The 26,295-nt window shown below is 70.6% G+C and carries 20 protein-coding genes and 1 other RNA gene; 4 read left to right on the top strand and 17 right to left on the bottom strand.

What is annotated here, in order from left to right; genetic code table 11:
- The first annotated feature begins 256 nt into the window (after nt 1-256).
- Nucleotides 257-1,894 carry an alpha/beta hydrolase gene (locus QSK26_RS02070; RefSeq protein ID WP_285773193.1) on the top strand — a complete coding sequence of 546 codons (1,638 nt, stop codon included), beginning with the start codon at nt 257-259 and terminating at the stop codon, nt 1,892-1,894.
- Between the two features lie 142 nt (nt 1,895-2,036).
- Here QSK26_RS02070 and ssrA read toward each other — a convergent pair.
- From ssrA to ftsE, 5 genes are all read right to left on the bottom strand, one after another.
- Nucleotides 2,037-2,422, bottom strand: a transfer-messenger RNA (tmRNA) gene (gene ssrA, locus QSK26_RS02075).
- A gap of 339 nt (nt 2,423-2,761) precedes the next feature.
- On the bottom strand, nt 2,762-4,645 hold the full coding sequence (locus QSK26_RS02080) for a penicillin-binding transpeptidase domain-containing protein (RefSeq protein WP_285773194.1): 1,884 nt from the start codon (nt 4,643-4,645) through the stop codon (nt 2,762-2,764).
- Nucleotides 4,642-5,109: an SsrA-binding protein SmpB gene (gene smpB, locus QSK26_RS02085; RefSeq protein WP_285773195.1), complete on the bottom strand. Its 468-nt coding sequence runs from the start codon at nt 5,107-5,109 to the stop codon at nt 4,642-4,644. The genes QSK26_RS02080 and smpB overlap by 4 nt, the downstream gene beginning before the upstream one ends.
- Before the next feature lie 44 nt (nt 5,110-5,153).
- A complete protein-coding gene (gene ftsX, locus QSK26_RS02090; protein ID WP_285773196.1) occupies nt 5,154-6,062 on the bottom strand; it encodes a permease-like cell division protein FtsX in 909 nt (302 codons plus the stop codon).
- A gap of 39 nt (nt 6,063-6,101) precedes the next feature.
- On the bottom strand, nt 6,102-6,791 hold the full coding sequence (ftsE, locus tag QSK26_RS02095; protein WP_285773197.1) for a cell division ATP-binding protein FtsE: 690 nt from the start codon (nt 6,789-6,791) through the stop codon (nt 6,102-6,104).
- A gap of 220 nt (nt 6,792-7,011) precedes the next feature.
- Between ftsE and QSK26_RS02100 the strand changes: the two genes are divergently transcribed.
- Complete coding sequence (locus QSK26_RS02100) at nt 7,012-7,203, top strand: hypothetical protein (protein WP_285773198.1); 192 nt, start codon at nt 7,012-7,014, stop codon at nt 7,201-7,203.
- Nucleotides 7,204-7,229: 26 nt separating this feature from the next.
- Here QSK26_RS02100 and prfB read toward each other — a convergent pair whose 3' ends face one another.
- Nucleotides 7,230-8,348 carry a peptide chain release factor 2 gene (gene prfB, locus QSK26_RS02105; protein ID WP_285773199.1) on the bottom strand — a complete coding sequence of 373 codons (1,119 nt, stop codon included), beginning with the start codon at nt 8,346-8,348 and terminating at the stop codon, nt 7,230-7,232.
- 87 nt (nt 8,349-8,435) lie between these two features.
- Here prfB and QSK26_RS02110 point away from each other — a divergent pair, with 87 nt between their 5' ends.
- Complete coding sequence (locus QSK26_RS02110) at nt 8,436-9,521, top strand: DUF8094 domain-containing protein (RefSeq protein WP_285773200.1); 1,086 nt, start codon at nt 8,436-8,438, stop codon at nt 9,519-9,521.
- Nucleotides 9,522-9,687: 166 nt separating this feature from the next.
- On the opposite strand, the gene QSK26_RS02115 is transcribed toward QSK26_RS02110, so the two are convergent.
- The 4 genes from QSK26_RS02115 to QSK26_RS02130 all read right to left on the bottom strand — a co-directional run bounded on the left by QSK26_RS02115 (nt 9,688) and on the right by QSK26_RS02130 (nt 18,543).
- Nucleotides 9,688-14,568 carry an NAD-glutamate dehydrogenase gene (locus QSK26_RS02115; RefSeq protein WP_285773201.1) on the bottom strand — a complete coding sequence of 1,627 codons (4,881 nt, stop codon included), beginning with the start codon at nt 14,566-14,568 and terminating at the stop codon, nt 9,688-9,690.
- 208 nt (nt 14,569-14,776) lie between these two features.
- Nucleotides 14,777-16,708 (bottom strand): acetoacetate--CoA ligase, encoded by a 1,932-nt coding sequence (locus QSK26_RS02120; protein ID WP_285773202.1) that lies wholly within the window; start codon nt 16,706-16,708, stop codon nt 14,777-14,779.
- A gap of 57 nt (nt 16,709-16,765) precedes the next feature.
- Nucleotides 16,766-17,623, bottom strand: coding sequence for a serine hydrolase (locus tag QSK26_RS02125; protein WP_285773203.1), 858 nt, complete (start codon nt 17,621-17,623; stop codon nt 16,766-16,768).
- Nucleotides 17,620-18,543: a LysR family transcriptional regulator gene (locus QSK26_RS02130; RefSeq protein WP_285773204.1), complete on the bottom strand. Its 924-nt coding sequence runs from the start codon at nt 18,541-18,543 to the stop codon at nt 17,620-17,622. Before QSK26_RS02130 ends, QSK26_RS02125 begins: the two co-directional genes overlap by 4 nt.
- A 108-nt stretch (nt 18,544-18,651) precedes the next feature.
- On the opposite strand from QSK26_RS02130, the gene QSK26_RS02135 reads away from it, so the two are divergent.
- Nucleotides 18,652-20,241 carry a penicillin-binding transpeptidase domain-containing protein gene (locus QSK26_RS02135; RefSeq protein WP_285773205.1) on the top strand — a complete coding sequence of 530 codons (1,590 nt, stop codon included), beginning with the start codon at nt 18,652-18,654 and terminating at the stop codon, nt 20,239-20,241.
- Between the two features lie 24 nt (nt 20,242-20,265).
- Here QSK26_RS02135 and QSK26_RS02140 read toward each other — a convergent pair whose 3' ends face one another.
- The 7 genes from QSK26_RS02140 to QSK26_RS02170 all read right to left on the bottom strand — a co-directional run bounded on the left by QSK26_RS02140 (nt 20,266) and on the right by QSK26_RS02170 (nt 26,220).
- Nucleotides 20,266-20,994, bottom strand: coding sequence for an HAD family hydrolase (locus tag QSK26_RS02140; protein WP_285773526.1), 729 nt, complete (start codon nt 20,992-20,994; stop codon nt 20,266-20,268).
- Nucleotides 20,995-21,096: 102 nt separating this feature from the next.
- Nucleotides 21,097-21,729 (bottom strand): HAD family hydrolase, encoded by a 633-nt coding sequence (locus QSK26_RS02145; protein ID WP_285773206.1) that lies wholly within the window; start codon nt 21,727-21,729, stop codon nt 21,097-21,099.
- A gap of 73 nt (nt 21,730-21,802) precedes the next feature.
- Complete coding sequence (locus QSK26_RS02150; protein WP_285773207.1) at nt 21,803-22,309, bottom strand: DUF6912 family protein; 507 nt, start codon at nt 22,307-22,309, stop codon at nt 21,803-21,805.
- Between the two features lie 251 nt (nt 22,310-22,560).
- Complete coding sequence (locus QSK26_RS02155; protein WP_285773208.1) at nt 22,561-23,559, bottom strand: hypothetical protein; 999 nt, start codon at nt 23,557-23,559, stop codon at nt 22,561-22,563.
- Nucleotides 23,552-23,890, bottom strand: a complete 339-nt coding sequence (locus tag QSK26_RS02160) for a hypothetical protein (protein ID WP_285773209.1) — start codon at nt 23,888-23,890, stop codon at nt 23,552-23,554. Before QSK26_RS02160 ends, QSK26_RS02155 begins: the two co-directional genes overlap by 8 nt.
- Nucleotides 23,891-24,072: 182 nt before the next feature.
- Nucleotides 24,073-24,723, bottom strand: a complete 651-nt coding sequence (locus QSK26_RS02165) for an HAD family hydrolase (protein ID WP_285773210.1) — start codon at nt 24,721-24,723, stop codon at nt 24,073-24,075.
- Between the two features lie 156 nt (nt 24,724-24,879).
- Nucleotides 24,880-26,220 (bottom strand): glycoside hydrolase family 3 protein, encoded by a 1,341-nt coding sequence (locus QSK26_RS02170; protein WP_285773211.1) that lies wholly within the window; start codon nt 26,218-26,220, stop codon nt 24,880-24,882.
- Between the last annotated feature and the right edge of the window lie 75 nt (nt 26,221-26,295).

Here is a 26,295-nt window from a genome sequence, read left to right on the forward strand (position 1 = left end):
TCGTGACCTCCCTGCGACGGCGGCTCCACAGCCTACCGGGGCGTCCGCCGGATCCTGCCTGCGTAGGACTCGCATCTCATCCTTTTTCCGGATGGGCGGCCTGTGCATGATGATCGACAATCGGGTGAGCCCGGCCCGCCGGGCCGTGCACGCCCCTGTCGTGACACACCCCCGCAGCCCGGTCCGGACACCCTCGCACAGGCGCGCCGCCGCCGGAGGCCGGCCCCCGGCCCGGGACCGAACGATTGGAGATCATGTGCGAAGAACCGTGCCGTTCGTCACCCTCGCCCTGGCCCTCATCGCCACACTGCTGCCCACGAGCCCCGCAGCCGCGGCCCCCGCCCCCGCACCCGCCCCCGCACCCGGCGCGCGGGCCGTCGCCTGGGAGCCGTGCCCGCAGGACCCGGCGGTCGAGTGCGGCACGCTCGCGGTCCCGATCGACTGGGACCGGCCGCACGGCCCCACGATCGATCTGGCCCTCGCCCGGCGCAAGGCCACCGACCCGGCGGCCCGGATCGGCTCCCTGGTCATCAACCCGGGCGGCCCCGGCGGCTCCGGCGTCGACTTCGCCTTCGTGGCGCACGGGTACTTCAGCCCGGAGATCGCCCGCCGGTTCGACATCGTCGGCTTCGACCCGCGCGGCGTGGCCCGCAGCAACCCCATCCTGTGCTCGGCCGACTTCGAGCACCAGTTGCCCCCGGTCATCCTGAAGAGCCAGGCCGACTACGACGCCTGGATCGCCTACAACGAGCGGCTCCGCGCGGACTGCCGCTCGCACACCGGGCCGCTCTTCGACCACGTGGACACGCTCAGCGTGGTGCGCGACCTCGACGCGATCCGCGCGGCGCTCGGCGAAGCCAAGCTGTCCTACTACGGCGCCTCCTACGGCACGCTGATCGGCCAGCAGTATGCCGAGCTGTTCCCGCGCCGGGTCCGCGCCCTCGCCCTGGACAGCAACATGGACCACAGCGTGGGCACCGCCGCCTTCGTCGAGACCCAGGCCGCCGCGGTGCAGGACTCCTTCGACGAGTTCGTGTCCTGGTGCGAGCGCGACCCGAGCTGCGCGCTGAACGGCCGGGACGTCCGCGCCTTCTGGCGCGACCTGCTGGTCCGCGCCGACCGGGGCGAAGTGCACCCGCCCGCCCAGCCGGAGCTCGACGTGACCAGCCTCGACCTCGTGACCGTCGCCTTCGGCCATTTCTACGGCCCCAACTGGCCCCAGCTGGCCACCACCCTGGCCGGCCTGATCATCGACACCGCCCCGGCCACCCCCGCCGCCAAGGCCGCCCCGGCACCCGGCGAAGCCGCCACCCCGGACATTCCGGAACTCCTGGCCACCGGTGCCGGTGCCGCTCCGGCTCCCCGGGCCGTGCCGGGGAACGCCGAACTGGTCAACCTGCCGGTCGAGATCTTCTGCCAGGACTACGACCTGCCGATCCGCGACTACCGTGAGTACGCCTCGCTGCTGCGCAGGTCCGAGCGGGCCGCGCCGGACATGCTCTACAGTGCCAACGTCGTCGGCCTCGTCCCGTCCTGCCTGGGCCATCCGCGGCCCATCCCCAACCCGCAGGACGAGTTGCGCGTCCGCGGCAGCGCCCCGCTGCTGCTCGGCAACGCGCTGCACGACCCGGCCACCGGCTACAACTGGGCGACCAGCACGGCCCGCCAGCTCGGCCGGCAGGCGGTGCTCCTCACCTACGAAGGCTGGGGCCACGGCATCTATCCCCGCGGCGCGTGCACCATCCGCGCGTTCGACGACTACCTGATCTCCGGAACCCTGCCTGCCAAGGGCACCCGCTGCCCCGCCGCACCGGCTCCCGAGGCTACGGCCAAGCGCGCGCCGCTCCTTCCGCGGACCGGCCCGCTGCCCAACGTCCCCGGCTGGACCCCCTGACCCCCGCGGGGCCGGAGCACCCTGCTCCGGCCCCGCCCGACCACCTGCCGACCTGGGCCTGGGGAAAACGCGAAAGGCGGCCGGATCGGCGATGATGCCGACCGACCGCCTTCGGCGATCCGTTCCGCCGGTGGCGGAACAACGGTGGAGGTGGCGGGAATCGAACCCGCGTCCTTCAATCCCAAGACAGGGCTTCTCCGGGCGCAGCCTGTTGCGCTTTTCTCGGCCCCGGCGATCACACAGGCGAGTCGCCGACGGGCCCAGCTACTGTTTGATTTCCCGGTCACCCCCGTAGCCGGGGCGACCGGTTGAGCCTCCTAGCGATGTCAGATCCGGGCCGGAGGCGCTCCCGGGCTGACAGAGGTCCTCGCTGCTTAGGCGGCGAGGCCCAGGCTGGCCTGGGAAACCTCAGAGTGCGTCTTATTGGCACTTATTGTTTTGCGGTCACAGGATTAACGAGGTTATGTCCGCAGTCCTCGGCCCGCTTCCCACTGAGTTGCAAGATCGAAGTCGAAGCCAGTCACCCCCATGTTGAGTTGTCAAACCCGGCTCCCGTAAGAGCCGAACATGAAAACGATACCCTCGACAACACCCCTAGTGCCAACTCAATTCCCGCGGGCGGGCGCCTCTAACACGGGAGGGGGCGCAGGGGAACGCGCGAAGGCCCCGGGAGCGTGGCGTTAGCACACGCCCCCGGGGCTGACCGGCAGGGTCGCGCCGGTCCGGACGGCAAGGCTTCCCCCGAGATGAAGCCCTGTCTCATCACGGCGACTGAGCCCGCAACCCCCCAAGCGGGTCCCAGTCACTTGAGAAGACGCCGGAAGCGGGCCCGATGGTTGCTCAGAGTGACGATAATTTTCCGGAGAGTCACGAAGCCGCGGTGGCGTTGGAGTTGTGGAAGAAACTGCCCGCGATGGCCGCCGGATCGACCCGGTCGGCGAGCACGGCGACGGCGACGTCACCCTGCCAGCCGATGAACCAGGAGTGCGGGCCGGTGGCTCCGGTGCTGATGCCGTGGACCGCGGGGCCGCTGGCGTTCGCCGTACGCGCCGAGCCCGAGGTGACGCCCGCGCGCATGAGGGAGCGCAGCGAGGCGACCGTCTTGGAGTCGAGGCGGATCGGGTTCGGCTGCGGGGCCGGGGTGACCTCGGCCACCGGGTCGGGCGAGTCGGGGGAGGTGACCAGGGTGGGCGGGTGCCAGGTGCCGTTGGCGACCGCCGCGGCGACCAGCGCCATCGACAGCGGGCTGACCTTGACGTTCTGGCCCACGATGGCCCTGGCGATGGCCGCGTCGCTCGACATCTTGGGCATCTCGCCCGCGAAGGACTTCAGCGGGAGCTGCCACTTGCTGCCGATGCCGAAGTCGGTGGCGCTGGCCGCCAGCGCCGGGGCGCTGATCCGGCGGGCCAGCGCGGCCATCGCGGTCACGCAGCCGGCGGCGAAACCGCCGCGGAAGGTGGTCGGCTTGACGGGGAGCGCGCTCACCTGCTGGAACTGCGCGCCGCCCACGCTGCGCTGCGGCGGGCAGGGCACCTTCTGCCGGGGGGCGACCCCGGCCTTGAGCAGGGCGTCGGCGGCGATGACGGAGAACGCGCTGCCCGCGGGGAACTTCCCGGCCAGGGCGTCCTTCTCCTGGTCCATGTCCTGGGTGCTGACCGCGCGGATCTCGCCGGTGTCGGTGTCCACCGCGACCAGCGCGGCCCGGCGGCTGGAGCGCACCGCGAGCTCGGCCGCCTGCTGGAGGCGGGCGTCGATGGTGGTGGCGACCAGGGTGTTGGTCGGCGCGGGCCACTCCGCGAGCTGGGCCACCTCGGCGTTGGTCCTGAGGTCGAGGGTGATCACCCGGGTGTCGGTGGCGCCGGTGAGCTGGTCCTGGTATGCCTTCTGCAGCCCGGTGAGGCCCACCGAGTCGCCGGCCCGCTGCGGCCCGCCGAGCTGGAGCTCGCTCTCCGGCGTGACCTCGCTGACCCTGCCCACGATCTGCCGGGGCGGGTCGGGGGCGAAGGGCTGCTCCTCGATGTTGATCTGCACCTGCCGGATCGCCCGAAGCTGGGACTCCAGCTGGCCGAACTTCTTACGCCCGAAGGTGACCAGCGGCACGAAGAGGTTCGGCGGAGCCGACTGGATCCGGCTGAGCAGCCGGTCCGCGGCGAAGCCGGTGACCTTCGCCAGCTCCTCGCAGACCTGCTTCTGGTCGCCCTTGAGGTTCGCCGGGACGACCCCGGCGATGTAGAGGCGGGTCGGCCCCTGGAGGGAGTCGCCGTCGCGGTCCACGATCGGCTTGCGGCCCTCGGAGCTGGTCTCCACCGCGAACCGCTGCCCCTCGCGGAGCTGCGGGTGCAGCACGCTCGGCGACCAGCGCACCTTCCACCGGCCGCCCACGAGGTGCAGCGGCAGCTTGCCCTGGTAGACCCAGAGCGGGTTGTTCTCCCCCAGGTCGATCTCGGCCTGGAAGTCGGCCTGCGAGGTGTCCCCGGTCCGCTTGAGACCCTTGAGGTCGAACCGGATCGACGCGGCGTCGAGCTGCACCCGCACGTCGCCGAGCGCCCTGGCCACCACCTTGGGGTCGCCGTCGGTGCGCGTCGCCGCCGCCTCGTAGTCACCGCTCTGCCACCCGACGAGGAACTCGCGCACCGCCTCGTTGGCCGACGGCTCCTCGAAACACCCGGTCAGCAGCGGCGCCGTCGCGACGAGCGCGAGCGCCGCCGCGACGGTCCGCGTTCTGGCTGGTACGGCCACCGCGCGCGTCACCTGTTCCTGTACCGCAGGACGCGGGCCATCTCACGCTTGGCCTGGTTCTCGGCCAGGGTCTGCCGCTTGTCCCAGTCCTTCTTGCCGCGCGCCAGCCCGATCTCGACCTTGGCCTTGCCCTCTTTGAAGTAGAGCGAGAGCGGCACCATGGTCAGCCCGCCCTCCTTGGTCTTCACCTGGAGCTTGCCGATCTCCTTGCGATGCAACAGCAGCTTCCTGGTACGGCGGGCCGCGTGGTTCGTCCAGTTGCCGTGCGAATACTCCGGAATGTGCACGTTGATCAGCCACACCTCGCCGTCCTTGACGGTCGCGTAGCCGTCGGCCAGCGAGGCCCGGCCGGCGCGCAGGGACTTGACCTCCGTCCCCTGCAACACGATGCCCGCCTCGAAGGTGTCCTCGATGTGGTAGTCATGGCGGGCACGCTTGTTCTGGGCGATGACTGTCCGCCCGGTCTCACGTGGCATGAAACGAGCCTACCGGCGGCCCGCCGTGGTGAGACTCGCCACGATCACACTCGCAGATATCGCCGCAGCGTCACGAACGACGCGAGCACACAGATGACCACACCGAAGATCATCGTCAGGGTGATCACCGAGGCGACGTCGCTCCAGGCCAGCGCGCTGTTGCCCGGGAGATACTGCTGGACGCTGTCGAACAGGAAGACCTTGGAGATGATCAGCAGGCTGGCCGCGACCACGCCGCCGATGAGCCCGGCGATCACCCCTTCCATGACGAAGGGCAGCTGGATGTACAGGTTGGACGCGCCGACCAGCCGCATGATCCCGGTCTCCCGCCGCCGGTTGTACGCCGACAGCCGGACCGTGTTGCCGATGAGCAGGATCGCCGCGATCACCAGGATGAACGCCACCACCAGGGCCGCCCAGCGCAGCCGCTCCAGCAGCCCGAAGAACTGCTTCAGGATGTCCTGCTGGTTCACCACGTTGGAGATTCCGGGAGCGCCGTCCAGAGCCGCGACGACCGCGCCGTAGGAGTTCGGGTCCTTGAGCTTGACCCGGAACGACTCCGGCATGTCCTCCGGCTTGACCGCGCTCACCAGCACGTTGTCCGCGCCGTACTGCGCCTTGAAGTTCTCGTAGGCGGCGGCCTGGTTCTCGAACTCGACGCCCTGGACCTCGGGCATGGCGACGATCCGGTCCCGCAGGGCGATCTTCTCGGCATCGCTCAGCCCGCTGCTGTTCTCACAGTTGGGGAAGGGGTCGTTCTTACCACACAGGAAGATCGAGAGCTCGATCTTGTCGGACCAGAAGTCCCTCATGTTGGACACCTGGGCATTGATCATCAGACCGACGCCCAGCAGCGCCATGCCGACGGCCACGGTGACGATGACGGCGATCGTCATCGTCAGGTTACGGCGGAGGCCGATCCAGACCTCGGAGAAGATGAAATTGGCCCGCATGCTCTTCCTGTTGTTCTGGGTCCCGGTCCGACCTGTCGGTCAGTAGGCCTGGCCGTACACGCCACGCGACTGGTCACGGACGATCTTGCCGTCTTCGAGCTCGACCACCCGCTTGCGCATGGAGTCGACGATGGCGGCGTCGTGGGTGGCCATGACGACCGTGGTACCGGTCCTGTTGATGCGGTCGAGCACCTTCATGATGCCGATGCTCGTCGCGGGGTCGATGTTTCCTGTCGGCTCGTCGGCCAGAAGAATCATCGGGCGGTTGACGAACGCGCGGGCCATGGCGACCCGTTGCTGCTCACCACCGGACAGCTCGTCGGGCATCCGGTGGGCCTTGCCCTCCAGGCCGACGAGCTCGACGACCTCGGGCACCACCTTACGGATGAAGCGCCTCGGCTTGCCGATGACCTCCAGGGCGAACGCGACGTTCTCGTACACGTTCTTGTTCGGGAGCAGGCGGAAGTCCTGGAACACGCAGCCGATCCGGCGGCGTAGGTGCGGCACCTTGAAGTTGGACAGCCGCGAGAGGTCCTTGCCGGCGACGTGGATCGCGCCGGAGTTGGGCCGCTCCTCTTTGAGGATCAGGCGGAGGAAGGTCGACTTGCCGGAGCCCGAGGGCCCGACGAGAAAGACGAACTCGCCCTTGTCCACGTCGACACTGATGTGGTCGAGGGCCGGGCGGTTCTGGTTCGTGTAGACCTTGATGACATTATCGAAATGGATCACGGGCGCATCACGGCATGCCAGTCTAGGGGGTAGGACGGTCGCGGGGGTGGTAGTAGCCACTTCCCGGTGCTCGCCTGCCGGGAGCGCAGATCTTTACCGTTGATCGACGTTCCGGTTGGCCAACGCCAGTCTAGGGGGAACACTGGCATGGAACGTCCATAACGGAAACAAAACGATTCCGGCCTAGGTATCGGAACGGCAAAGGAGCGTGGGGCATACCATGAGCTGCGAACATCTGGTCTGCGCGCAGTGCGCCGGTCCGGTGGTGGAAGGGCGCTGCCCCTCCTGCCGGGCGGGCAAGGCGAAACTGCACCACCAGGGGCCCGGCGGCCTCTCGCCGGCCGTCGTGGTGGTGATCCTTCTCGCGCTGTTCTTCTTCAGCCTGGCGTTGCAGCACCTCGTGGGCGGCTGAGACAGCCGCCCACGGGGCGCCGGGCGTCACTCGCCGGCGCCCGACTCCTGGCGGCGCATCCAGCGGATCTCGGCCTCGATGAACCCGTCGAGATCGCCGTCGAGCACCGCCGTCGGGTTGCCCGCCTCCACGTTGGTGCGCAGGTCCTTCACGATTTGGTACGGGTGCAGCACGTAGTTGCGGATCTGGGTGCCCCAGGAGGTCGTGGACTCGCCGCGCAGCTCCGACATCTTCTCGGCCTCCTCCTGCCGCTTGCGCTCCAGCAGCTTGGACTGCAGGACCGCCATCGCGGTCGCCTTGTTCTGCAGCTGCGAGCGCTCGTTCTGGCAGGAGACGACGATGCCGGTGGGCAGGTGGGTCAGGCGCACCGCCGAGTCGGTGGTGTTGACGCCCTGGCCGCCCGGCCCCGAGGACCGGTAGACGTCCACGCGCAGGTCGTCCTCGCTGATCTCGATGTGGTCGGTCTGCTCGACGACCGGCACGATGTCGACGCCGGCGAAGGAGGTCTGCCTGCGGCCCTGGTTGTCGAACGGGCTGATCCGGACGAGCCGGTGGGTGCCGTGCTCGCCGCGCAGCGTGCCGTACGCGTAGGGGGCCTTGACGGTGAAGGTCGCCGACTTGATGCCGGCCTCCTCCGCGTAGGAGGTGTCGTAGACCTCCGTGGAGTAGCCCTTGCGCTCGGCCCACCGCATGTACATGCGCAGCAGCATCTGCGCCCAGTCGGCCGCGTCGACGCCGCCCGCCTGCGAGTTGATCGTGACGACCGCCTCACGGGCGTCGTACTCGCCGGAGAGCAGGGTGCGGACCTCCAGCGCGTTGACGTCGCCGCGCAGCGAGGCCAGCTCGCGGTCGGCCTCCTCGCGGGTGTCCGTGTCGTCCTCGGACTCGGCCAGCTCGTAGAGGACCGTGAGGTCCTCCAGACGGCCGACGAGGCTCTCCACCCTGTTGAGCTCCGACTGGAGGTGCGAGAGCTTGCTGGTGACCTTCTGGGCCGCCTCAGGGTCGTTCCACAGGTCGGGCGCGGCGGCCTGCTCTTCCAGATCCGCGATCTGCTTGCGCATAGCGTCGAGGTCGAGCACGTCCTGAATGCCCTTCAGGGTGCTTCCGAGCTCGTTGATCTCTTCTGCCGGATCGATGACTGCCACGTCTGTAAAGGGTACGCGACTGGCGACCCCTCTCAGGTACCCCAGGCCGTAACATGGGCCCGCGGCGGGGAAGAGCGGGAGGCGGGCGTGCGAGGGATCTGGCGGCGGCGGACGCTCCTGCCCGCCGTGATTCTGACGATCTCGCTGGCGGCGTGTTCCGGCGGCGGCACCCCCGAGCCCGCGCCGGTCGCCGCGACCAAGGGCGCCCAGGGCGCGCCTGCCGCGCCCGCGGCACCCCGGCTCACCAGGGACGACGCCCAGGAGGCGCTCGACCGCTACCTCGCCACCGACGACGTGCTGCGCGCCGGCGGCGACCTGCGAATGGCGCTGGAGCAGGTCAGGGACGGCCAGTCGGCCATCACCAGCGCCGCCTACCGGTCCACCGTCCTGCAGCCGCCCCGGTACCGCTGGCGCCCCACCGGCCTGATCGTGCCGCGCCTGGACGCCCCGCCTTACTGGTTCACCGCCGTGGTGGAGCGCGAGGCGCGCTCCGCCACGCTCGGCGCGACCGCGACCCGCACCTCGACGCGGACGGCCGGCGCGCCCGACCCGGCGGCGGCGCGCTCGGCCGTGCTCACGCTGATGAAGCAGGACGACGACGCGCGCTGGCAGCTCAGCTTCGCCTCGCTGCTCTACCCCGGCGACAAGCTCCCCGAGCCGGCCCTCGACGCCGACGGCTACGCGACGGCGCTGTCCAGCCGCGACGAGAGCATCGAGATCACCCCGCAGCTCATGGCCCCGCTGCACGCCACCGTGGCCGAGGAGGGCGCCAAGGGCTTCTCCGCGGCCCTCATCGCGCCCGACACGCACACGACCGGTTACTCGACCGAGATCACGGAGAAGCGGGACCAGGCCAAGGACGTGGGCCTCGGCTACGACTCGATCTTCAGCGCGACCCAGTCGCCGATCTTCGCCTGGCGCACCCGCGGCGGCGGCGGGGTCGTCTGCTACCCGCTCACCCGGACGACGACCTACAGCGCCAGGCTGCCCAGCGCGCCGTGGATCGTGGTCCCGCCCGACGCCAGGTGGGCGATCGGCGACCCGGCGGTCGCCAAGGAGCTGCGGATCGTGGAGACCCAGCAGTACGTGAGCGTGGTCCCACCGCGTGCGACGCACGGCGCGGCGCGGGTGATCGCCTACGACGGCGCGGTCACCCGGGTCACCGGCCGCTGAACGCGGCCACCGACGACACGGCCCGCGCACCAGACGGCCGCCCACGGCACACGGCCCGCGCACCAGACGGCCGCCCACGGCACGGCCCGTTCACGAAACGGCCGGGGCGGGCGGGCCCCCCGGCCACCGGCCCCGGTGACGGGGACCGGCGGCCGGTGATCCCGGGTCAGGCCTCCGGCAGGTTGCTGGTGGTGACCAGGGTGCGGATCGCGCGCAGGGCGACCGACAGCGTGGCGAGGTCGATGTTGTCGCTCTCCCAGATCTCCGTGAGCATCTGCCTGGCCCGGGCCACGGGCGCGGCGTTGGCGTCCGTCCAGCGGGCCAGCCGCTCCTCGGGGGACTGCCCCGGCTTGCTGTGGGCCAGCACGTCACGGGTCAGCGAGGCGTGCGCCGCGTAGAGGTCGTCGCGCAGCGCGGCGCGGGCCATCGTGTTCCACCGGTTGTCCCTGGGCAGGGCGATGACCCGCTCGCGCAGCCGGGCGAGCTGGAGCCGGTCTGCGAGGTCGAAGTACACCTCGGCGACCTCCCTGACCGGCCTGCCGGTGTGGGAGGCGACCTCCACCAGGTCGAAGGTGGAGTAGGCGGGCACCATGGCCGCGACCCGCTCGGCGAGCTCCTCGGGCACGCCGCGCGAGACGAACCCGTCCCTGCGCTCCTCGTAGGCGGCCAGGTCGGGGCCGGCCAGCAGCTTGGGCAGCCCGTCGTGCAGGCCGTCGATCCCGTCGGACAGGAAGCCGACCGTCTCGGCGAGGTCGTAGGGCGGCCTGCGGTTGGCGAGCAGCCAGCGGGCGCCGCGCTCGACGAGCTTGCGGCCCTCCAGGAGCATGGCGAGCTGGGTGCTCGTGTCCACCTTGTTGTCCAGGTCCTCGACCGCCTGCCAGAAGCTGGGCATGTCGAAGACGTCGCGGGCGACGAGGTAGGCGCGGGCGATCTCGGCGCTGGAGGCGCCGGTCTCCTCGGCGAAACGGAACATGAAGGTGGTGCCGCTCGAGTTGATCAGGTCGTTCACCACGCGGGTGGTGATGATCTCCCGGCGCAGCGGGTGCGCGTCCATGGAGGCGCGCATGCGCTCGCGCAGCGGCGAGGGGAAGTAGGAGACCAGCCAGGAGGCGAGGTAGGGGTCGTCGGGCAGGTCGGAGGCGAGCAGCTCGGCGTCCGTGACCAGCTTGGTGTAGGCCAGCAGCACGGAGAACTCCGGGGCCGTGAGGCCGAGCCCGGCCTGCCTGCGCTCGGCGAGCGTCTTGTCCGACGGCAGGAACTCCAGCTCCCTGTTGACCAGCCCGTCGCGCTCCAGCCTGCGCAGGAACCGGGCGTGCACGTGCAGCAGCCCGGCCGCCTGGGCGCGGGCCGCGGCCAGCACGACGTTCTGCTGGTAGTTGTCGCGCAGCACGAGCCGGCCGACCTCGTCGGTCATGTCGAGGAAGAGGCGGTCGCGCTGCTCCTCGGTCAGGTCGCCGTCCCGCATGACCTGGTCGAGCAGGATCTTGATGTTCACCTCGTGGTCGGAGGTGTCCACGCCGGCCGAGTTGTCGATGAAGTCGGTGTTGATCAGCCCGCCGTTGAGCGCGTACTCGATCCGGGCGAGCTGGGTGAGGCCCAGGTTGCCGCCCTCGCCGACCACCTTGCAGCGCAGCTCGCCGGCGTCGACCCGCAGGACGTCGTTGGCCTTGTCGCCGACGTCGGCGTGGCTCTCCTGGGACGCCTTGACGTAGGTGCCGATGCCGCCGTTCCACAGCAGGTCCACCGGGGCCTTGAGGATGGCGTTGATCAGGTCGTTCGGCGGCATCGCGGTGACGGCCCGCTCGATGCCGAGCGCGGCCCGCATCTGGGGGGTGATCGGGACGGACTTCGCGGTGCGCGGCCAGACGCCGCCGCCCGCGGAGATGAGCGCCGGGTCGTAGTCGGCCCAGGAGCTGCGCGGCAGCTCGAACAGCCGGGCGCGCTCGGCGAAGCCGCGGGCCGCGTCGGGCTGCGGGTCGACGAAGACGTGCCGGTGGTCGAAGGCCGCCACCAGCCGGATGTGCCGGGAGAGCAGCATGCCGTTACCGAAGACATCTCCCGACATGTCGCCTATGCCGGCCACCGTGAAGTCGGTGCTCTGCACGTCCACGCCCATCGTGCGGAAGTGGTACTCGACCGACTCCCACGCGCCCTTGGCGGTGATGCCCATCGCCTTGTGGTCGTAGCCGACCGACCCGCCGGAGGCGAAGGCGTCGCCCAGCCAGAAGCCGTAGTCCTTGGCCACCTGGTTGGCGATGTCGGAGAAGGACGCGGTGCCCTTGTCCGCCGCGACCACGAGGTAGGTGTCGTCGCCGTCGTGCCGTACCACGTCGCGCGGCGGGACGACCTCGTTGTTCACCAGGTTGTCGGTGACGTCCAGCAGGCCGGAGATGAACGTGCGGTAGCAGGCGACGCCCTCGGCCATCACGTCCTCCCTGGCCCCGGAGGCGGGCGGCCTCTTCACCACGAACCCGCCCTTGGACCCGGTGGGCACGATGACGGTGTTCTTCACCATCTGCGCCTTCACCAGGCCGAGGATCTCGGTGCGGAAGTCCTCCATCCGGTCCGACCAGCGCAGCCCGCCGCGCGCGACCTTGCCGAAGCGCAGGTGGACGCCCTCGACCCGCGGCGAGTAGACGAAGATCTCGTACCTGGGCCGGGGCAGCGGCATCACGCTGATCGCCTGCGGGTCGAACTTCAGCGAGATGTACGGCTTGCGGCGCGGCCTGCCGTCGGGTCCGGTGACCCACTGGAAGTAGTTGGTGCGCAGCGTGGCGTGCACGACCTCCAGGAAGGCCCGCAGGATCCGGTCCTCGTCCAGCGAGGCGACGTCGTCCAGCGCGCCGAGGATCTCCTCGTTGAGCGCGTCGCACAGGTCCACCCTGACGTCCGGGTCCCTGCGCGGGTCGAGGCGCGCCTCGAACAGCCGCACCAGCAGCCGCGCCAGCCGTACGTTGCCGAGCAGCACCCGCTGCATGTAGTTCTGGCTCAACGTGGAGCCCGCCTGCCGGAGGTATTTCGCGTACGCCCGCAGGATCTCGGCCTGGTCCCAGGTGAGCCCGGCGGCGAGCACCAGGGCGTTGAAGTCGTCGGCCTCGACGTCACCCCGCCACAGGGCGGCGAAGGCGTCCTCGAAGAGCTTCTTGAAGTCCTCCTTGGGCATCTTCCCGGTGGACGGGTGGCGCAGGCCGAAGTCGTAGATCCAGGCGTTCTTACTGGCGGGGTCGCCGTCGCGGTCGATCTCGTACGGCCGCTCGTCCACCACCTCGACGCCGAGCCGCTGGAGCAGCGGGAGCACCTGGGAGAGCGAGATCGCCTGGTCCAGGCGGTAGATCTTGAGGCGGCGCTCGCCCTCGGTCGGGTCGGCGGGCTCGTACAGGTCGAGCCCGATGTCGCCCGGCTCGTCGGCGAGCCGTTCCAGCCTGGTCAGGTCGGCGACGGCGATCCGGGGCGGGAAGTCGGCCTTGTAGCCCTCGGGGAAGGCCGTCTGGTAGCGGCGGACCAGGCCGGGCACGTCGTCGTCCGCGCACAGCTCGCCGATCGCGGCGGCGAGCTCGTCCTCCCAGGTCTGGGTGACGGCGGCGAGCCGCCTCTCCAGCTCGTCCAGGTCCACGTCGGTCTCGGGGAGCCGGCCGCCGCGCACGCCGCGGATCACCACGTGCAGCCGGGCCAGCGAGGACTCGCCGATCATCGCGCTGTAGTCGAGGGTCACCCCGCCGAACGCCTGCATCAGCAGCCGTTGCATGCGCAGCCGGACCTTGGTGGTGTAACGGTCGCGGGGCAGGTAGACCAGGCAGGAGATGTAGCGGCCGTAGTCGTCGCGGCGCAGGAAGAGCCTGACCTGCTTGCGCTCGCGGAGCCGGAGCACGCCCCTGACGATCGGCAGCAGCGCCTCGACCGAGATCTGGAACAGCTCGGCGCGCGGGAAGGTCTCCAGCGTCTCGATCAGGTCCTTGCCGTCGTGGCTGTCCGGGGCGAGCCCGGCCGCGCGCAGCACGGCGGCGAGCTTGCGGCGCAGCACCGGCACGCGGGAGATCGACTCGCTGTAGGCGACGTGCGTGAACAGGCCCAGAAAGCGGCGTTCGCCGATCACCTCGCCCTCCGGCGAGAAGAGCTTCACGCCCACGTAGTCGAGGTAGGCGGGCCGGTGCACGGTGGCCCGGGTGTTGCCCTTGGTGATGATCAGCACCTGCTTCTCCCGGGCCTTGGCCCGCAGCTCGGCGGGCATGGCCGCGAAGCTGTCGGAGAGCGCCTTGTCCGGGCGCAGTATGCCGAGCCCGGTGCCGGGCAGGGTGTGCAGGGACGCGCCCTCCTCGGTGTCGGCGAGCCGGTACTCGCGGTAGCCGAGAAAGGTGAAGTGCCCGTCGGCGAGCCAGCGCAGCAGGTCGATGCTGTCCTCGACCTCGGCGGGCTCCAGCGGCGGCGGGTCGATCGACAGGTCCTCGGCCGCCCGCACGGCGAGGGCCTGCATCTTCGGGAAGTCCTCGACCGCGGAGCGCACGTCGAGGAGCACCCGCTGGAGGTCGGCCTCAAGCTCGTGCAGCACCGCGGGGTCGGCCTGCCGGTCGATCTCTATGTGCATCCAGGACTCGACCAGCGTCTGGCCGGTGACATCCGCGTCGCCGGAGCCGAGCATCTTGCCGGTGAGGTCGCGCCGCACCGGCATCTGGGGGTGCACGAGCAGGTGGACGCCGATGTTGTGCCGGTCGAGCTCCATGGTCACCGAGTCGACCAGGAAGGGCATGTCGTCGTTGACGACCTCGACGATCGAGTGCGGGGAGGCCCAGCCGTGCTCGGCGGCCGGGGTGTAGGCCCGCACCAGCGCCCGGCCCTGCGGGCGGACCTCGGCGAGGCGGCGATGGGCCATCGCGGGGCCGTGGACGTCGGCGGGGGCCCGGCCGCTCAGGTCCTCGGGCGCCACGTGCCGATAGTAGGCACGGAGGTAGGCGAGCACCTCCTCCTCGCCCACCCGGCCGCCGCCTGTCGCGTCCGCGCCCACCCGCGCGGCGCTGCGCAGCAGCTCGTCCTTGGCCTCTTCGAGCGGCATATGACTCTCACTCCTTTGTGAGGGGTATCGCCTGTCAACACTCCACAACCAGGCCCGCGCTCCCTCTGGCGGGGGGAGGTGGTGCAGCCGCAGCATCCCACAGCGCGGGCTCCCAACAGGCTGAAGGGCGTTGCACCGCCGTACCCGATACCACCCGAAAAGCACCCAAACGTCAACGCGATCTACGGCGCCGCGAATGAGATGCCTGTCACTCCGGGACGAAGTGGCGGAGCACCTCCGGATTCGCCAAGGCGTCCGGGTTGGCCGCCTGGGCGAGCGGGGTGCCCAGCAGGATCTTGCGTACCGGCACCTCCAGCTTCTTACCCGACAGGGTCCGCGGGATGCCCGGCACCTCGTGGATCTCGTCCGGCACGTGCCGCGGCGACAGCTCGGTGCGCAGCGCCGTGCGCAGGGCGGCGACCAGGTCCTCGGACAGCGCGGCCCCCGGCGCCATGGCGACGTAGAGGAGCAGCCGCCCGTCCTGGCCGAGCTGGCCGGTGTCGATCACCAAGCTGTCGGCGATCTCCTCGAAGCGCTCGACGACGCGGTAGAACTCGCTGGTGCCCATCCGCACGCCGCCCCGGTTGAGGGTGGAGTCCGACCGGCCGTAGATCACGCATCCGCCGTCGGGCAGCACCTTGATCCAGTCGCCGTGCCGCCAGACGCCGGGGTAGTCGGCGAAGTAGCTGTCACGGTAGCGCTCCCCGCCCGGATCGTTCCAGAACATCACCGGCATCGAGGGCATCGGCGCGGTCACCACCAGCTCGCCCACCTCGCCGGTCACCGGCCGTCCCGCCGGGTCGAACGACTCCACCCGGGCGCCGAGGCACCGGCAGGAGATCACCCCGGCCCTGATCGGCAGCAGCGGCACCGAGCCGACGAAGCCGGTGCACACGTCGGTGCCGCCGGAGAACGACCCGAGCTGCACGTCCTCCTTGACGTGGGAGTAGACCCACTCGAACCCCTCGGGCGGCAGCGGCGAGCCGGTCGAGCCGACCCCGCGCAGCCGGTCCAGCCCCTTCGGCTCCACCCCGGCCTTCATCGACGCCATGATGTACGGCGCGCCGGTGCCGAAGTAGGTCACCCCCTCCTCGGCCACCACCCGCCACAGCGCGTCCACCCCGGGATGGGCGGCGCTGCCGTCGTAGAGCACCACGGTGGAGCCCACCAGCAGCCCGCCGATCAGGAAGTTCCACATCATCCAGCCGGTGGTGGTGTACCAGAAGAAGACGTCGTCCTCGCCGAGGTCCTGGTGGAAGCTGAGCGCCTTGAGGTGTTCCAGCACCACGCCACCGTGGCCGTGCACGATCGGCTTGGGCAGGCCGGTGGTGCCGCTGGAGTAGAGGATCCACAGCGGGTGCCCGAACGGCACCTGCTCGAAGACGAGCGGCTCCCGCTCGGCGCGCAGCCCCTGCCAGCTCAGCTCCCCGCCCTCCGCCGCGCCCGGCTCGGCCGCCCGGAGGTGGGGGATCCAGACGGTGGCGCGCAGGCCGGGGAGCTTGGCCGCGATGTCGCGGACCTCGCCGGTGCGGTCGTAGCCCTTGCCGTTGTAGCGGTAGCCGTCCACCGCGATCAGCACCTTGGGCTCGATCTGGGCGAACCTGTCGGTCACGCTGGGCGCGCCGAAGTCGGGCGAGCAGGAGGACCACACGGCGCCCAGCGACGCCGTCGCGAGGAAGGCGATCAGCGCCTCGGGGATGTTGGGCACGTAGGCGGCCACCCGGTCGCCGGCGCCAACGCCGAGCCGGACCAGGCCGGTCCGCACCCGGGCGACCTCCTCGTGCAGTTCGGCATAGGTGAGGGTGACCCGCTCGCCGCCTTCGGACCGGAAGATCACGGCCACCTTGTCCGGCTGGGACGCGGCCCGGCGCAGCGCGTTGGCCGCGTAGTTGACCCGGGATCCGGTGAACCATTCGGCGCCGGGCATCGTCCCACTGATGACGGGCCCGTCACCACGCTCGCCGACGACGTCGAAGTACTCCCACACCGACGGCCAGAACTCCTCCGGACTGTCGACCGACCAGCGCCAGAGTCGCTCGTAGTCGCCGGAGTGCCCCATCCTGTCCATGTAACGCGTGATCTTGGCGTGACGCACGACCTCGTCGGTCGGCCGCCACAACAACGCACCTTCCTCAACCATGTTCCCATCCTCGTGACGGCCGGGCGGAAAGTCATCACCGGCGGCCCACATATCCCGTCAGCCGCGCAAGTGGTCCACGGCCATGCGCGCGGCCGTGCCGATGACCGCGTCGGCGCGCGGCTGGTTCAGGGCCGGGCTGAGGGACCGGGTGAAGACGGCGACGGCATACCTTCCCCCATCCGGATATTCCACGACTCCGGCCTCTATGCGAAGGGTGGGCAGCGTCCCGGTCTTGCCGCTGACCGACACGTCGTCGTACGGGAAGCCCGAGGCCAGCCGGTGCGGCCAGACCTGGAGCCCGAACACCTTGCGCATCCAGCCGCAGGTCTCCGGCTCGGCCACCTCGTCCCGCCAGATCATGGCGAACAGCCTGGCGGTCTCCCTGGCCGTGCTCCGGTTGGTGACCGCCGGGTCGAGCACCCGCAGCCGGGCGAGTGCCGCCGCGTCGGTGACCGGCCACTCGCCGCCGGAGTCCTCGTCCATCCGGGCGGCCATGACCCGGCAGTCGTGCAGCACCCGGGTACCGGTAAGGCCGAGGCGGTCCAGGGCGGCGTTGACCGCGTCGAGTCCCACCCGGGCGGCGATCGCGTCCGCGGCGGTGTTGTCGCTGATCGCGATCATCAGGTAGGCGAGATCGCGCAGCGAGGCGGTGACGTCGTCGGACATCGCCGAGATGCCGGTCGGGCCGAAGACCCGGTTCGCCGCGGCGACGGTCACCCGCTCGGTCAGGTCGAGCAGCCCGGCGTCGGCTCCCCGCCCCAGCGCCACCAGGAGCGGCACCTTGAAGACGGAGGCGGTCGGCACCGGCACGTCCGCGCCGAAGCCCACCTCGCGCCCGGAGTCGATGTCCTCCGCGTGCATCCAGCCGGTGACCCCGGCCGCGCGGAACAGCCCGCCCGGGTCGAACCCGCTCACGCGAGGAAGCCCATCGCGGGCCGCGGGCTGACCCGCCGCACGGGCACGGCGGCCTCGTCGGTCATGCCGGCATTCTCCTTCAAGATCCGTACCGCCACCTCGTCGAATCCCGCCACCGCGGGGGTCTGCTCGCGCCAGGCCGTGGAGACCCGCCAGACGATCGGCGAGCCGAGCAGCGGTCGCCACCGCAGGCCGGGCACGTCGGTCTCCGCGCCGAAGGCCACCGCCGCGCCGGCCAGCACCAGGCCGAGCGTGATCCCGTAGTGGATCCGGGCGGGGACGAATCCGTGGCGGCGGCACTCCGCGATGGTCTCCGCATGCGGTCCCGGCTCCCCCTCCCGGGAGAAGAGCACGACCTCCCGGTCCGCCAGATCGGCGAGGTGCACGGCGGGGCCGCCGGCCAGCGGGTCGCCCGCGGGGAGCAGCACGCCGGGCGTCTGCACCAGCATCCGGCCGAAGTGCAGGCCGGGGGCGGTCACCGGGTGACGCACGATGCCCACGTCGATGGCGCCCTCGCCGAGCGCGGTCACCTGGTCGGCGGTCCAGATCTCGGCCGGGGCGAGCCGCACGTCCGGGTTGTGCCGGCGGAACCCGGCCACCAGCGCGCCGATCACGACCGAGCCGAGATCGGGCGGGATGCCGGCCTTGAGCACGCCCTCCCCGCCGTGCCGGAGCAGGTCCTTGAGACGGTCGACCCTGGCCACGATCTCGCGCGCCTCGCCGAGCAGCAACCGCCCCTCCTCGGTCAGCCGTACCTGCCGCGCCGACCGGTCGAACAACCGCACCCCGAGCTCCTCCTCCAGTCGCTTGATCCGCTGGCTGAGCGGCGGCTGGGCCATGCCGAGCCGTACGGCGGCGTTGCCGAAGTGGAGTTCCTCCGCCACCACGGTGAAGTAATGGAGATGCCGGACGATATCCATGACCAGCAACTATATCCAGATTTATATGAAGTGAAGAGATATATCAGTATTGGACAACAAAGCTGACCCTCTGCTGTCCTCGTGGGCGAACGTCACAGGGGGGGAAGCATGTTTCACCTGCAAGAAGACCGGCCCGTCCGGCGGCGACGCCGGACCGGGCTGATCGTCACGGCGGCGGTCCTGGTGCCGCTGCTCGCCGCGGCCGGGGTGGTCTGGCTGCTGCGCACCCGCGGATCGGCCGGGCAGACCGCCTCGGACTACCTGTCCGCGTGGTCCAGGGGGGACTACGCGGCCATGCGGGCACTGACCGTGGACCCGCCGGCCGACTACGAGAACTGGTACCGGCGGCTGCGCACCGATCTGAAGCTCAGCTCGGCCGCCTTCACGGTCACCGGCACGGAGGAGGCCGACACCGCGACGACCGTGCGCTTCCGCGCCGACCTGTCCGGCCCGGTGGACTGGACCTACCGCGGCGCGCTGCGCCTGGTCGAACGGGAGCGGGCCTGGCGGGTGGCCTGGACCCCCGCCGCCGTCCAGCCCGACCTGCGCGCGGGCCGCCGGCTCAAGCTGGTCACCGTCAAACCGCGGCTCGCGCCGGTCACCGCCGCCGACGGCACCCGCATCGACACCCCGGACACGCCCGGCTCGGTGCAGCAGCTCGTCGAAGGACTCCAGGAGACCTACCGCGCCCGGCTCACCGGCAGCGCGGCCGCCAGGATCGACCTGGTGGAGGGAGACAAGACGCTGCGCACGCTGGCCAGGAGCGGCGCGGAAGAGGGCAGGCCGCTGAAGACCACCATCGACCTGCGGGTGCACGAGGCGGGCGCGGCGGCGCTGGAAGACGTCGACAAGCCCGCGTCGCTCGTCGCGCTGCGGCCCTCCACCGGGGAGATCCTCGCCGCGGTGAACAAGCCGGGCGGGTTCAACCGGGCGCTCCTCGGCAAGTATCCGCCGGGCTCGACGTTCAAGGTGGTGACCGCCTCCGCGCTCGTCGCCGGGGGCGCGCGGCCGGAGGAGACCGTGCGCTGCCCGGCCGAGCAGACCATCGGCGGCTTCCCCTTCCACAACGCGGAGTTCCACGACTACGGGACGATCAGCTTCCGCGACGCGTTCGCGCACTCGTGCAACACGACCTTCGGCGCGATGAGCGTGGCCGGGCTCGGCGGCGGCCGGCTCGCCGAGGTGGCGGCCGGCTTCGGCTTCGGGGCGCCGATCACCCCGGGCGTGCCCGCCGTACGCGCGGAGTTCCCCGCCCCCAAGGACGACACCGACCTCGCCTCCGCCGCCATCGGCCAGGGCAGGGTGCTCGCCAGCCCGCTGAACATGGCCTCCGTCGCCGCCGCCATCGCCGGCGGCACCTGGCGCCCGCCGCGGCTGGTGGCGCGGGACCTGGTCCCCGCCGGCGGCGCCGAGCCGCGCAGGCTGGAGGACGGCGTGGTACGCGCGCTGCGCGACCTGATGCCCGCCGTCGTCAGCGAGGGCACCGCGCACGCCGTGGCCTTCCCCCCGGGCACCGCGGGCAAGACCGGCACCGCGGAGTACGGCTCCGCCGAGGACGGCGGCGACCCGCCGACGCACTCGTGGTTCATCGGCTACCGGGACGACGTGGCCTTCGCGGTCGTCGTGGAGGGCGGCGGCACCGGAGCGGCTGTCGCCGCGCCCATAGCGGCCCGCTTCCTCTCCCGCCTCGCCTCCTGACCCGCGCGCCCCGCCCGCCGGGGTTCAGCCGGCCCGCCCGCCGGAGCCGGATCCGGAGCCGGTGAGACGGGCGACGGCGGCGACCACCTCCGAGGAGTTGGTGAGATCGCGCAGCACCAGGTCGGCGCCCGCCTCCTCCAGCTCACTCACCGTGGCACGGCCGGAGGCCACCGCCACCATGGCGGCCCCACCGATCCTGGCCGCCTGGACGTCCCTCGCGGAGTCGCCGACCAGCACGGTGTTGGCCGCGGTGAACGCGGCGCCGTACTTGTCCTTCGCCCTGCCCTGGGCCACCTGGAGGAGGGTGGCCTTGGGGTAGACCTCCTCGCCGTAGCCGCCGATCTCCAGGTCGAGGTGCCGGTCCAGGCCGAAGGCGGCCAGCTTGTGCGCCGCGTTGCCCTTGATCGTGCCGGTGAGCACGGACTGCACGGCGCCGTCGAGCCGGGCCACCGCCTTGAGCGCGTCCTTAGCGCCCGGCATCATCCGGCCCTCCTTGTCCAGCCGCCTGCGGCGGGCGGCGAAGGCCGCGGTGAGTGCCTCGACGAACCTCGGCAGATGGTCGTCCTGCACGGCGATGCCGTTGACGGCCAGCGTCTCGAAGATGATCTCGGAGTCGGGGCGGCCCATGGCGGGCGCCAGCTTCACCAGCGGTCGCCCGGTGACCTGGCGGAACGCCTCCGCGTAGGCGTCACGGGCGACGATGGCGACATCGACCAGGGTCAGATCGACGTTCCAGAGGACGAGACGGTTGATCGTTTCCTCCGAGGGGGGGTGAGGGCGTGCAGGGACAGCGTACGGCGGGCACGGGGTCCCGTCGTCTCGCCTCCCGGTGAGATCCGGCCGTCCGCGGCGTCCTCAGGCGTGGTCGAGCGCCTCCGCCAGGGTGTCCACCACCGGGATGCCCAGCGTCTGCAGCGTCGAACGCGGCGTCATGCCGCCCGTGTAGAGCACGGCCCTGGCTCCCACGTGCCGGGCGGCGTCGGCGTCGTCGACGCTGTCGCCGATCACCAGCACGTCGCGCGGATCCACGCCGAGCGCGGCGATGTGCGCCACCATGTGCTCCGCCTTGGGGCCGCCGGCGGGGGCGCGCAGCCCGTCCACCCGGGTGAAGTGGTGGTCGATGCCGAACTCCGCGACCTTGGGCACCAGCCGGTCATGGCCCCACATCGACAGCAGCGACTGCGAACCGCCCGACCGCTCCCAGTCGGCGAGGCTGGTACGGCAGTCGCCGGCCAGGTCGCACTCCAGCATCAACCGGTGATAGTGGAGATGGAAGCCCTCGTCGAGCAGCTCCCATTCCCCCTCGTGCAACGGCCTGCCCAGCATCCGCTCGTAGGCGACCCAGATCGGGCGCGTGTAGACCGAGCGGAAGTCGTCAGCCGTCAGCGTGGTCAGGCCGTACGGCCTGAACAGCTCGTTCGTCGCTCCGACCACGGCGTCGATGTCGTGGAAGAGCGTCCCATTCCAGTCCCAGACAATATGCTTCATATCGCTCTTCAGCGTAGCGACAGCACGCTACGTTTTTGTGAACGGCCACGGTCAGACCATGGTCAGGCCCCTGTCAAAGGAGTAGATCGGGGATCTCCTGGGTGGCGTACCACAGCAGTTCGTGCGCCTCGGCGCCGTCCACGGTGAACCGCGCGTCGTCGTCGCCCGCGTCCGCGGCGTGCAGGGCGGCGATCGCGGCCTCCACGTCGGCCGTCGCCTCCTTGTCGTCCACATGCGCCGCCGCGATCCAGGCCGTCGGCACCGCCTCGACGAGCCGCACCCGGCCGCGCTCGGCCAGGTCGGCGCTCACGCTCACGGCGCCGTCGGGCACCTCGGCGGCCACCACCACCCGCCGCGCGTCCACCGGCACCCCGTCGGCCCGGTCGGCCGCCAGCATCCGCAGCGAGGCCCTGGCCGCCTCGGTCAGGGCGACGTACTCCAGCTCCTCGGTGTCGCCCGAGACGTACCACTCGACCAGCGCCGGGGTGACCGCGTAGCCGGTCAGCGGGGCGGGGCCGAGCTCTCCGCTGGTGACCACGCGGGCGAGCGCCGCGAGGGTGCACGGCAGGTAGACGCGCATGACTTCCTCGATCTGGAGGGGACCGCCGTGGGTCCCTGTGGACGGAGAGCGCCAGGACAGACGCCGACGACCCGCAAGAGTCTGCCAGCACCGGCGCCCCGCCGGGCACGATGGCCATGGAGTCGAGGGACTTCACCATCGCCCCGGAATCGTCGTTCGCCGGCGATTTCAAGGCTTCGTGCGGTGCGGACGCCATCGCCCTATGACGGATCCTGACCGCATCGAGGTCGTCACTTCACCACACTCGGGCGTCACAGCAAATAAACTTCATCCAGGAGACGGCGCAGCTCACGGTCGGCCGCGTAAAGTTCGCCGCCTTTCCAGTTGTGAAGGCGCTGCGCCCGCTCGAACAGTTGGCTTACTTCTTCATCCGTTTCGGAAGAAATATTTCTGCGCATCCTGAGCCGAAGCATCTCCCCGACATGCTCACCGGCTACGTCCAGTTCCCGGTCCCGCCTGCCCAGTGGTCGCCCCAGGGAATTTTTCAGGTCTTTCAACTCCTTGGCGACCGCGCTTATCCTCGCCCTCTCGTCTATGTAGAGCTCGGGGTATCGAAGGGACGTGTACAGACTTTCCGAGTTCATGTAGAGGTCGCGCTGCTCGGCGGTGATCTTTCCCGCCAGATAATCCTTCTGAGCTGCGTTCTTGACGTTCGTGTGGATTTCTTCGAGGCGGCCCCTGAGGTCGGCCAGGAGCGTCCTGCGGCTCTCCAAGGTCCGCTCGGCCCTACCGATCCAGTGATCGGCCTTCTTCATGTTGTAAGAAAGTGAATAGCGCTTCAGTATCTTCGCCGTCAGGGATCTCAGTATGCTTCCGAACTTGCTCATGAAGCTACGGAGTGCGCTACCGGCGCTCTTCATCAATCGCCACAGACGCGCCCTGAAAGTGACGGCGAGGCCGGCACCGATCATCGCGCCGGCGACAAGGGCAATATTGTCCTTGAGTGTCTTTATGTAGTTGTGGCCGGCTTCGATGGATCGCACGACGGCCGCCGAGGCGTGGCTCACCTGGGCAAGGTGTCCAGGCTGGGACAGCACGCCTCCCTCGCCGGTCGCCCGCATGCGCAAGGCGTCGACGTCCGCCCCATAATTGACACCGCCGAGGCGGTGGGCGCTCGCGACGTCCGCGCCGACCCGCGTCTGATGGAGAGCGAGATCCCGCCATGCGCCCACGTTGCGGTCGGCGTTGACGCGCTGCATCTGCTCGTCCTCGGTGAACGCGTAACCGAGGGCGAGCAGCTGATCAGTCATCGATGTCTCGATTCAGTTTCGCGCTCGCCGCGCGACTGGCGTCTTCGACCTCGCGATAATTCTGGCCGGAGATCAACTGGCCCGCACCGACGAACCTCAGTTCCGCTGTCTGGCTCCCGTACGCCTCCAGCATCGCGCTCTGCAACTCCAGATAAGGGCCGGTTATCTCCTCGTGGGAGACCGGAAGCGCGTCATTCAGGCTGGGATGCATTCCGGGGATGAAATCCTCGTTCTCCTGCGCTACTGTCAGGTAGCGGCGCCCAGAGGCGTTCCGGCCTTCGTAGTCTGCTTGTATCGCATCGTATGCCATCGGGTCGATTTCCCGTCGCAAGTCAGCAGTCGACACCACCCTGTAAATTCAGGAAATGGTATTTGGCAAGGATTGTATCGAGGCCGGGATGGGGGACGCAACAAGATCCTCCGGGGCGGTCCGCGTGCAGAGCACACCGGCGGCCAAGGCTGTTCTCCACCGCCGGCCGCCCGGTCAAAGGTGGCGCTCCGCCTCGCCGGAGGTCAGGGCGTGCGCAGCGGGAAGCCGAAGAGGCTCTCCAGGTGCGGGATCGTCACCGCGTGGTCCCGGTGGTGCACCCCGGTGATGCCGAGGGTCCCGGCCGCCACGATGTTGGCCTCGATGTCGTCGACGAAGACGCACTGCCGCCCTTCCACGCCGAGGACCCCGAGGGCGTGCTCGAAGATCCGCGGCTCGGGCTTGCGCATCCCGATCTCGCCCGAGATCACGATCGCGTCGAACGTCTCGTCCCAGCCCTCACGGGGGTACTCGTTGCCCCACGAGTTGGACAGCAGGCAGGTGCGCACCCCCTCGGCCCGCATGGCGCGCAGCATGTCGTACATCGGCTCGATCCGCCGGAAGCCGGCGAACATCCGGGTGAGCAGCCCTTCCGCCGCCGGGGGCACGCCGTCCAGGGTCACCAGCCGGGCCGCCAGGTCGCGTTCGAAGACGAGAGTCTCGATCTCGCCGCGCTCCAGGGCGTGGATCGGGTTCTCCCCGTCCTGGGCGCCCTCGTAGGCGTGCAGGACGAGCTCGCGCATCACGTCGCGATAGTGGGACGCGTCGATGCGGTCGGCCTCGATCCATTCGTCGATCGCCTCGGCCAGCCCGGTCGTGAGTACCCCGCCCCAGTCGATCAGCACGCCCTTGAACATTCGCCCTCCCAGACGCCGATTCCCGGTCAAGGTTAGGCACACCGGACACTTTCCGCACCACCGGGCCCCAGCACCGGACACCGCGCCACCGATAGCCGCGCCGGTGGCCGCGCCGCGGCCGGTGGGCGGTCGCCGGACGGCCCGCCGGCCGGGAGGTCAGCTCCTGATGCGATCCGCGATGTGCGCGGCGACCTTGCGGTGCGCGGCCGAGCCGATCAGCCGCTCGGCCTCGTCGGGGTCGGCCACCGGGGCCTCGTCGAGCAGGTCGCGGGCGGCCTTGAGGGCGAGGATGCGGCGGACGGACTCGTCGAGCCGGTCGGCGGAGATGCGGCCCGACCCGACCGCGTCGAGGAGCGCCGACCGCGCCTCGGGGAAGTCCGGCGGCATCAGCAGGATGTCGGCCCCGGCGAGAACGGCTCGCACCGCGACCTCGCCGTCGCCGTACTTGGTCCGCGCGCCGCCCATGTCCAGCGCGTCGGTGGACACCACGCCGTCGAAGCCCAGCCGCTCGCGGAGCAGACCGGTGAGGATCTTGTTGGACAGCGACGCCGGATCGCCCGAGGCGTCCAGCTTCGGCATCACCAGGTGGGCGCTCATGACCGCGTCCACCCCGGCGTCGATCGCCGCCCTGAACGGCGGGGCGTCCAGCTTGGACCACTGCGACCGGGAGTGGTCGATCACCGGCAGCCCGGTGTGGCTGTCCACGTTGGTGTCGCCGTGTCCGGGGAAGTGCTTGGCGGTGGCCGCGATCCCCGCGTCGTGGAACCCCTGGACGGCCGCCGCGACCATCTTGGCGACCTTCTTCGGATCGTCGCCGTAGGCCCGGGGGCCGATCACCGGGTTGTCCGGGTCGATGTTGACGTCGGCGACCGGCGCGAAGTCCACGTTGACGCCGAGCGCGCGCAGCTCCTTGCCGGTCACCTCGGCCGCCTTGCGGGCCAGCTCGGGGTCGCCGGTCGAGCCGATGTCCGCGGCGCCGGGCAGCTCGGTGACCAGCGGCGCCAGCCGGGAGACCCGGCCGTTCTCCTGGTCGGTGCCGATCAGCAGGGGCACGTCGGGGGACGCCTCCTGCAACCCGTTGGTCAGGGCGACGATCTGCCGGACGCTCTTCACGTTGTCCGCCCACGGGAAGAGGATCACTCCGCCGGGACGGAACTTCTCGATCATCTTGGCCGCGGTGCCGACGCCGTAACGGGCTTCGTTCTCCCGGCTGGAGGTGTCGGCCGCGGGGCCGTACAGGACGGGCATGAAGAGCTGGCCGACCTTGTCCTCCACGGACATCCGCTGCAGGGCGGCCTCCACCGGCGAAGCGGCGGAGGCGGCCGGAGTGGGCGTCACGTCAGTGCTCACCGCCTCGCTCGGGGTGGCCTGCGGGGTGGTCACCGGGCCGGGAGCGGGACGCTCCGTGGCCCCGCCCGTCTCCCGGCCGGCGCTCGCGCAACCCGCGAGCAAGCCGACGGCCACGACTCCGCCCGCCATGCGATGCCATCGAACCATGCGCCCACGCTATCCGCTCTCCGGACCGCTCCGCCCGCACGGCGACGGACCGCTCCGCCCTCACAGCGACCACTC

This window comes from Microtetraspora sp. NBRC 13810 (assembly GCF_030268685.1).
Classification (GTDB): Bacteria; Actinomycetota; Actinomycetes; order Streptosporangiales; family Streptosporangiaceae; genus BSRQ01.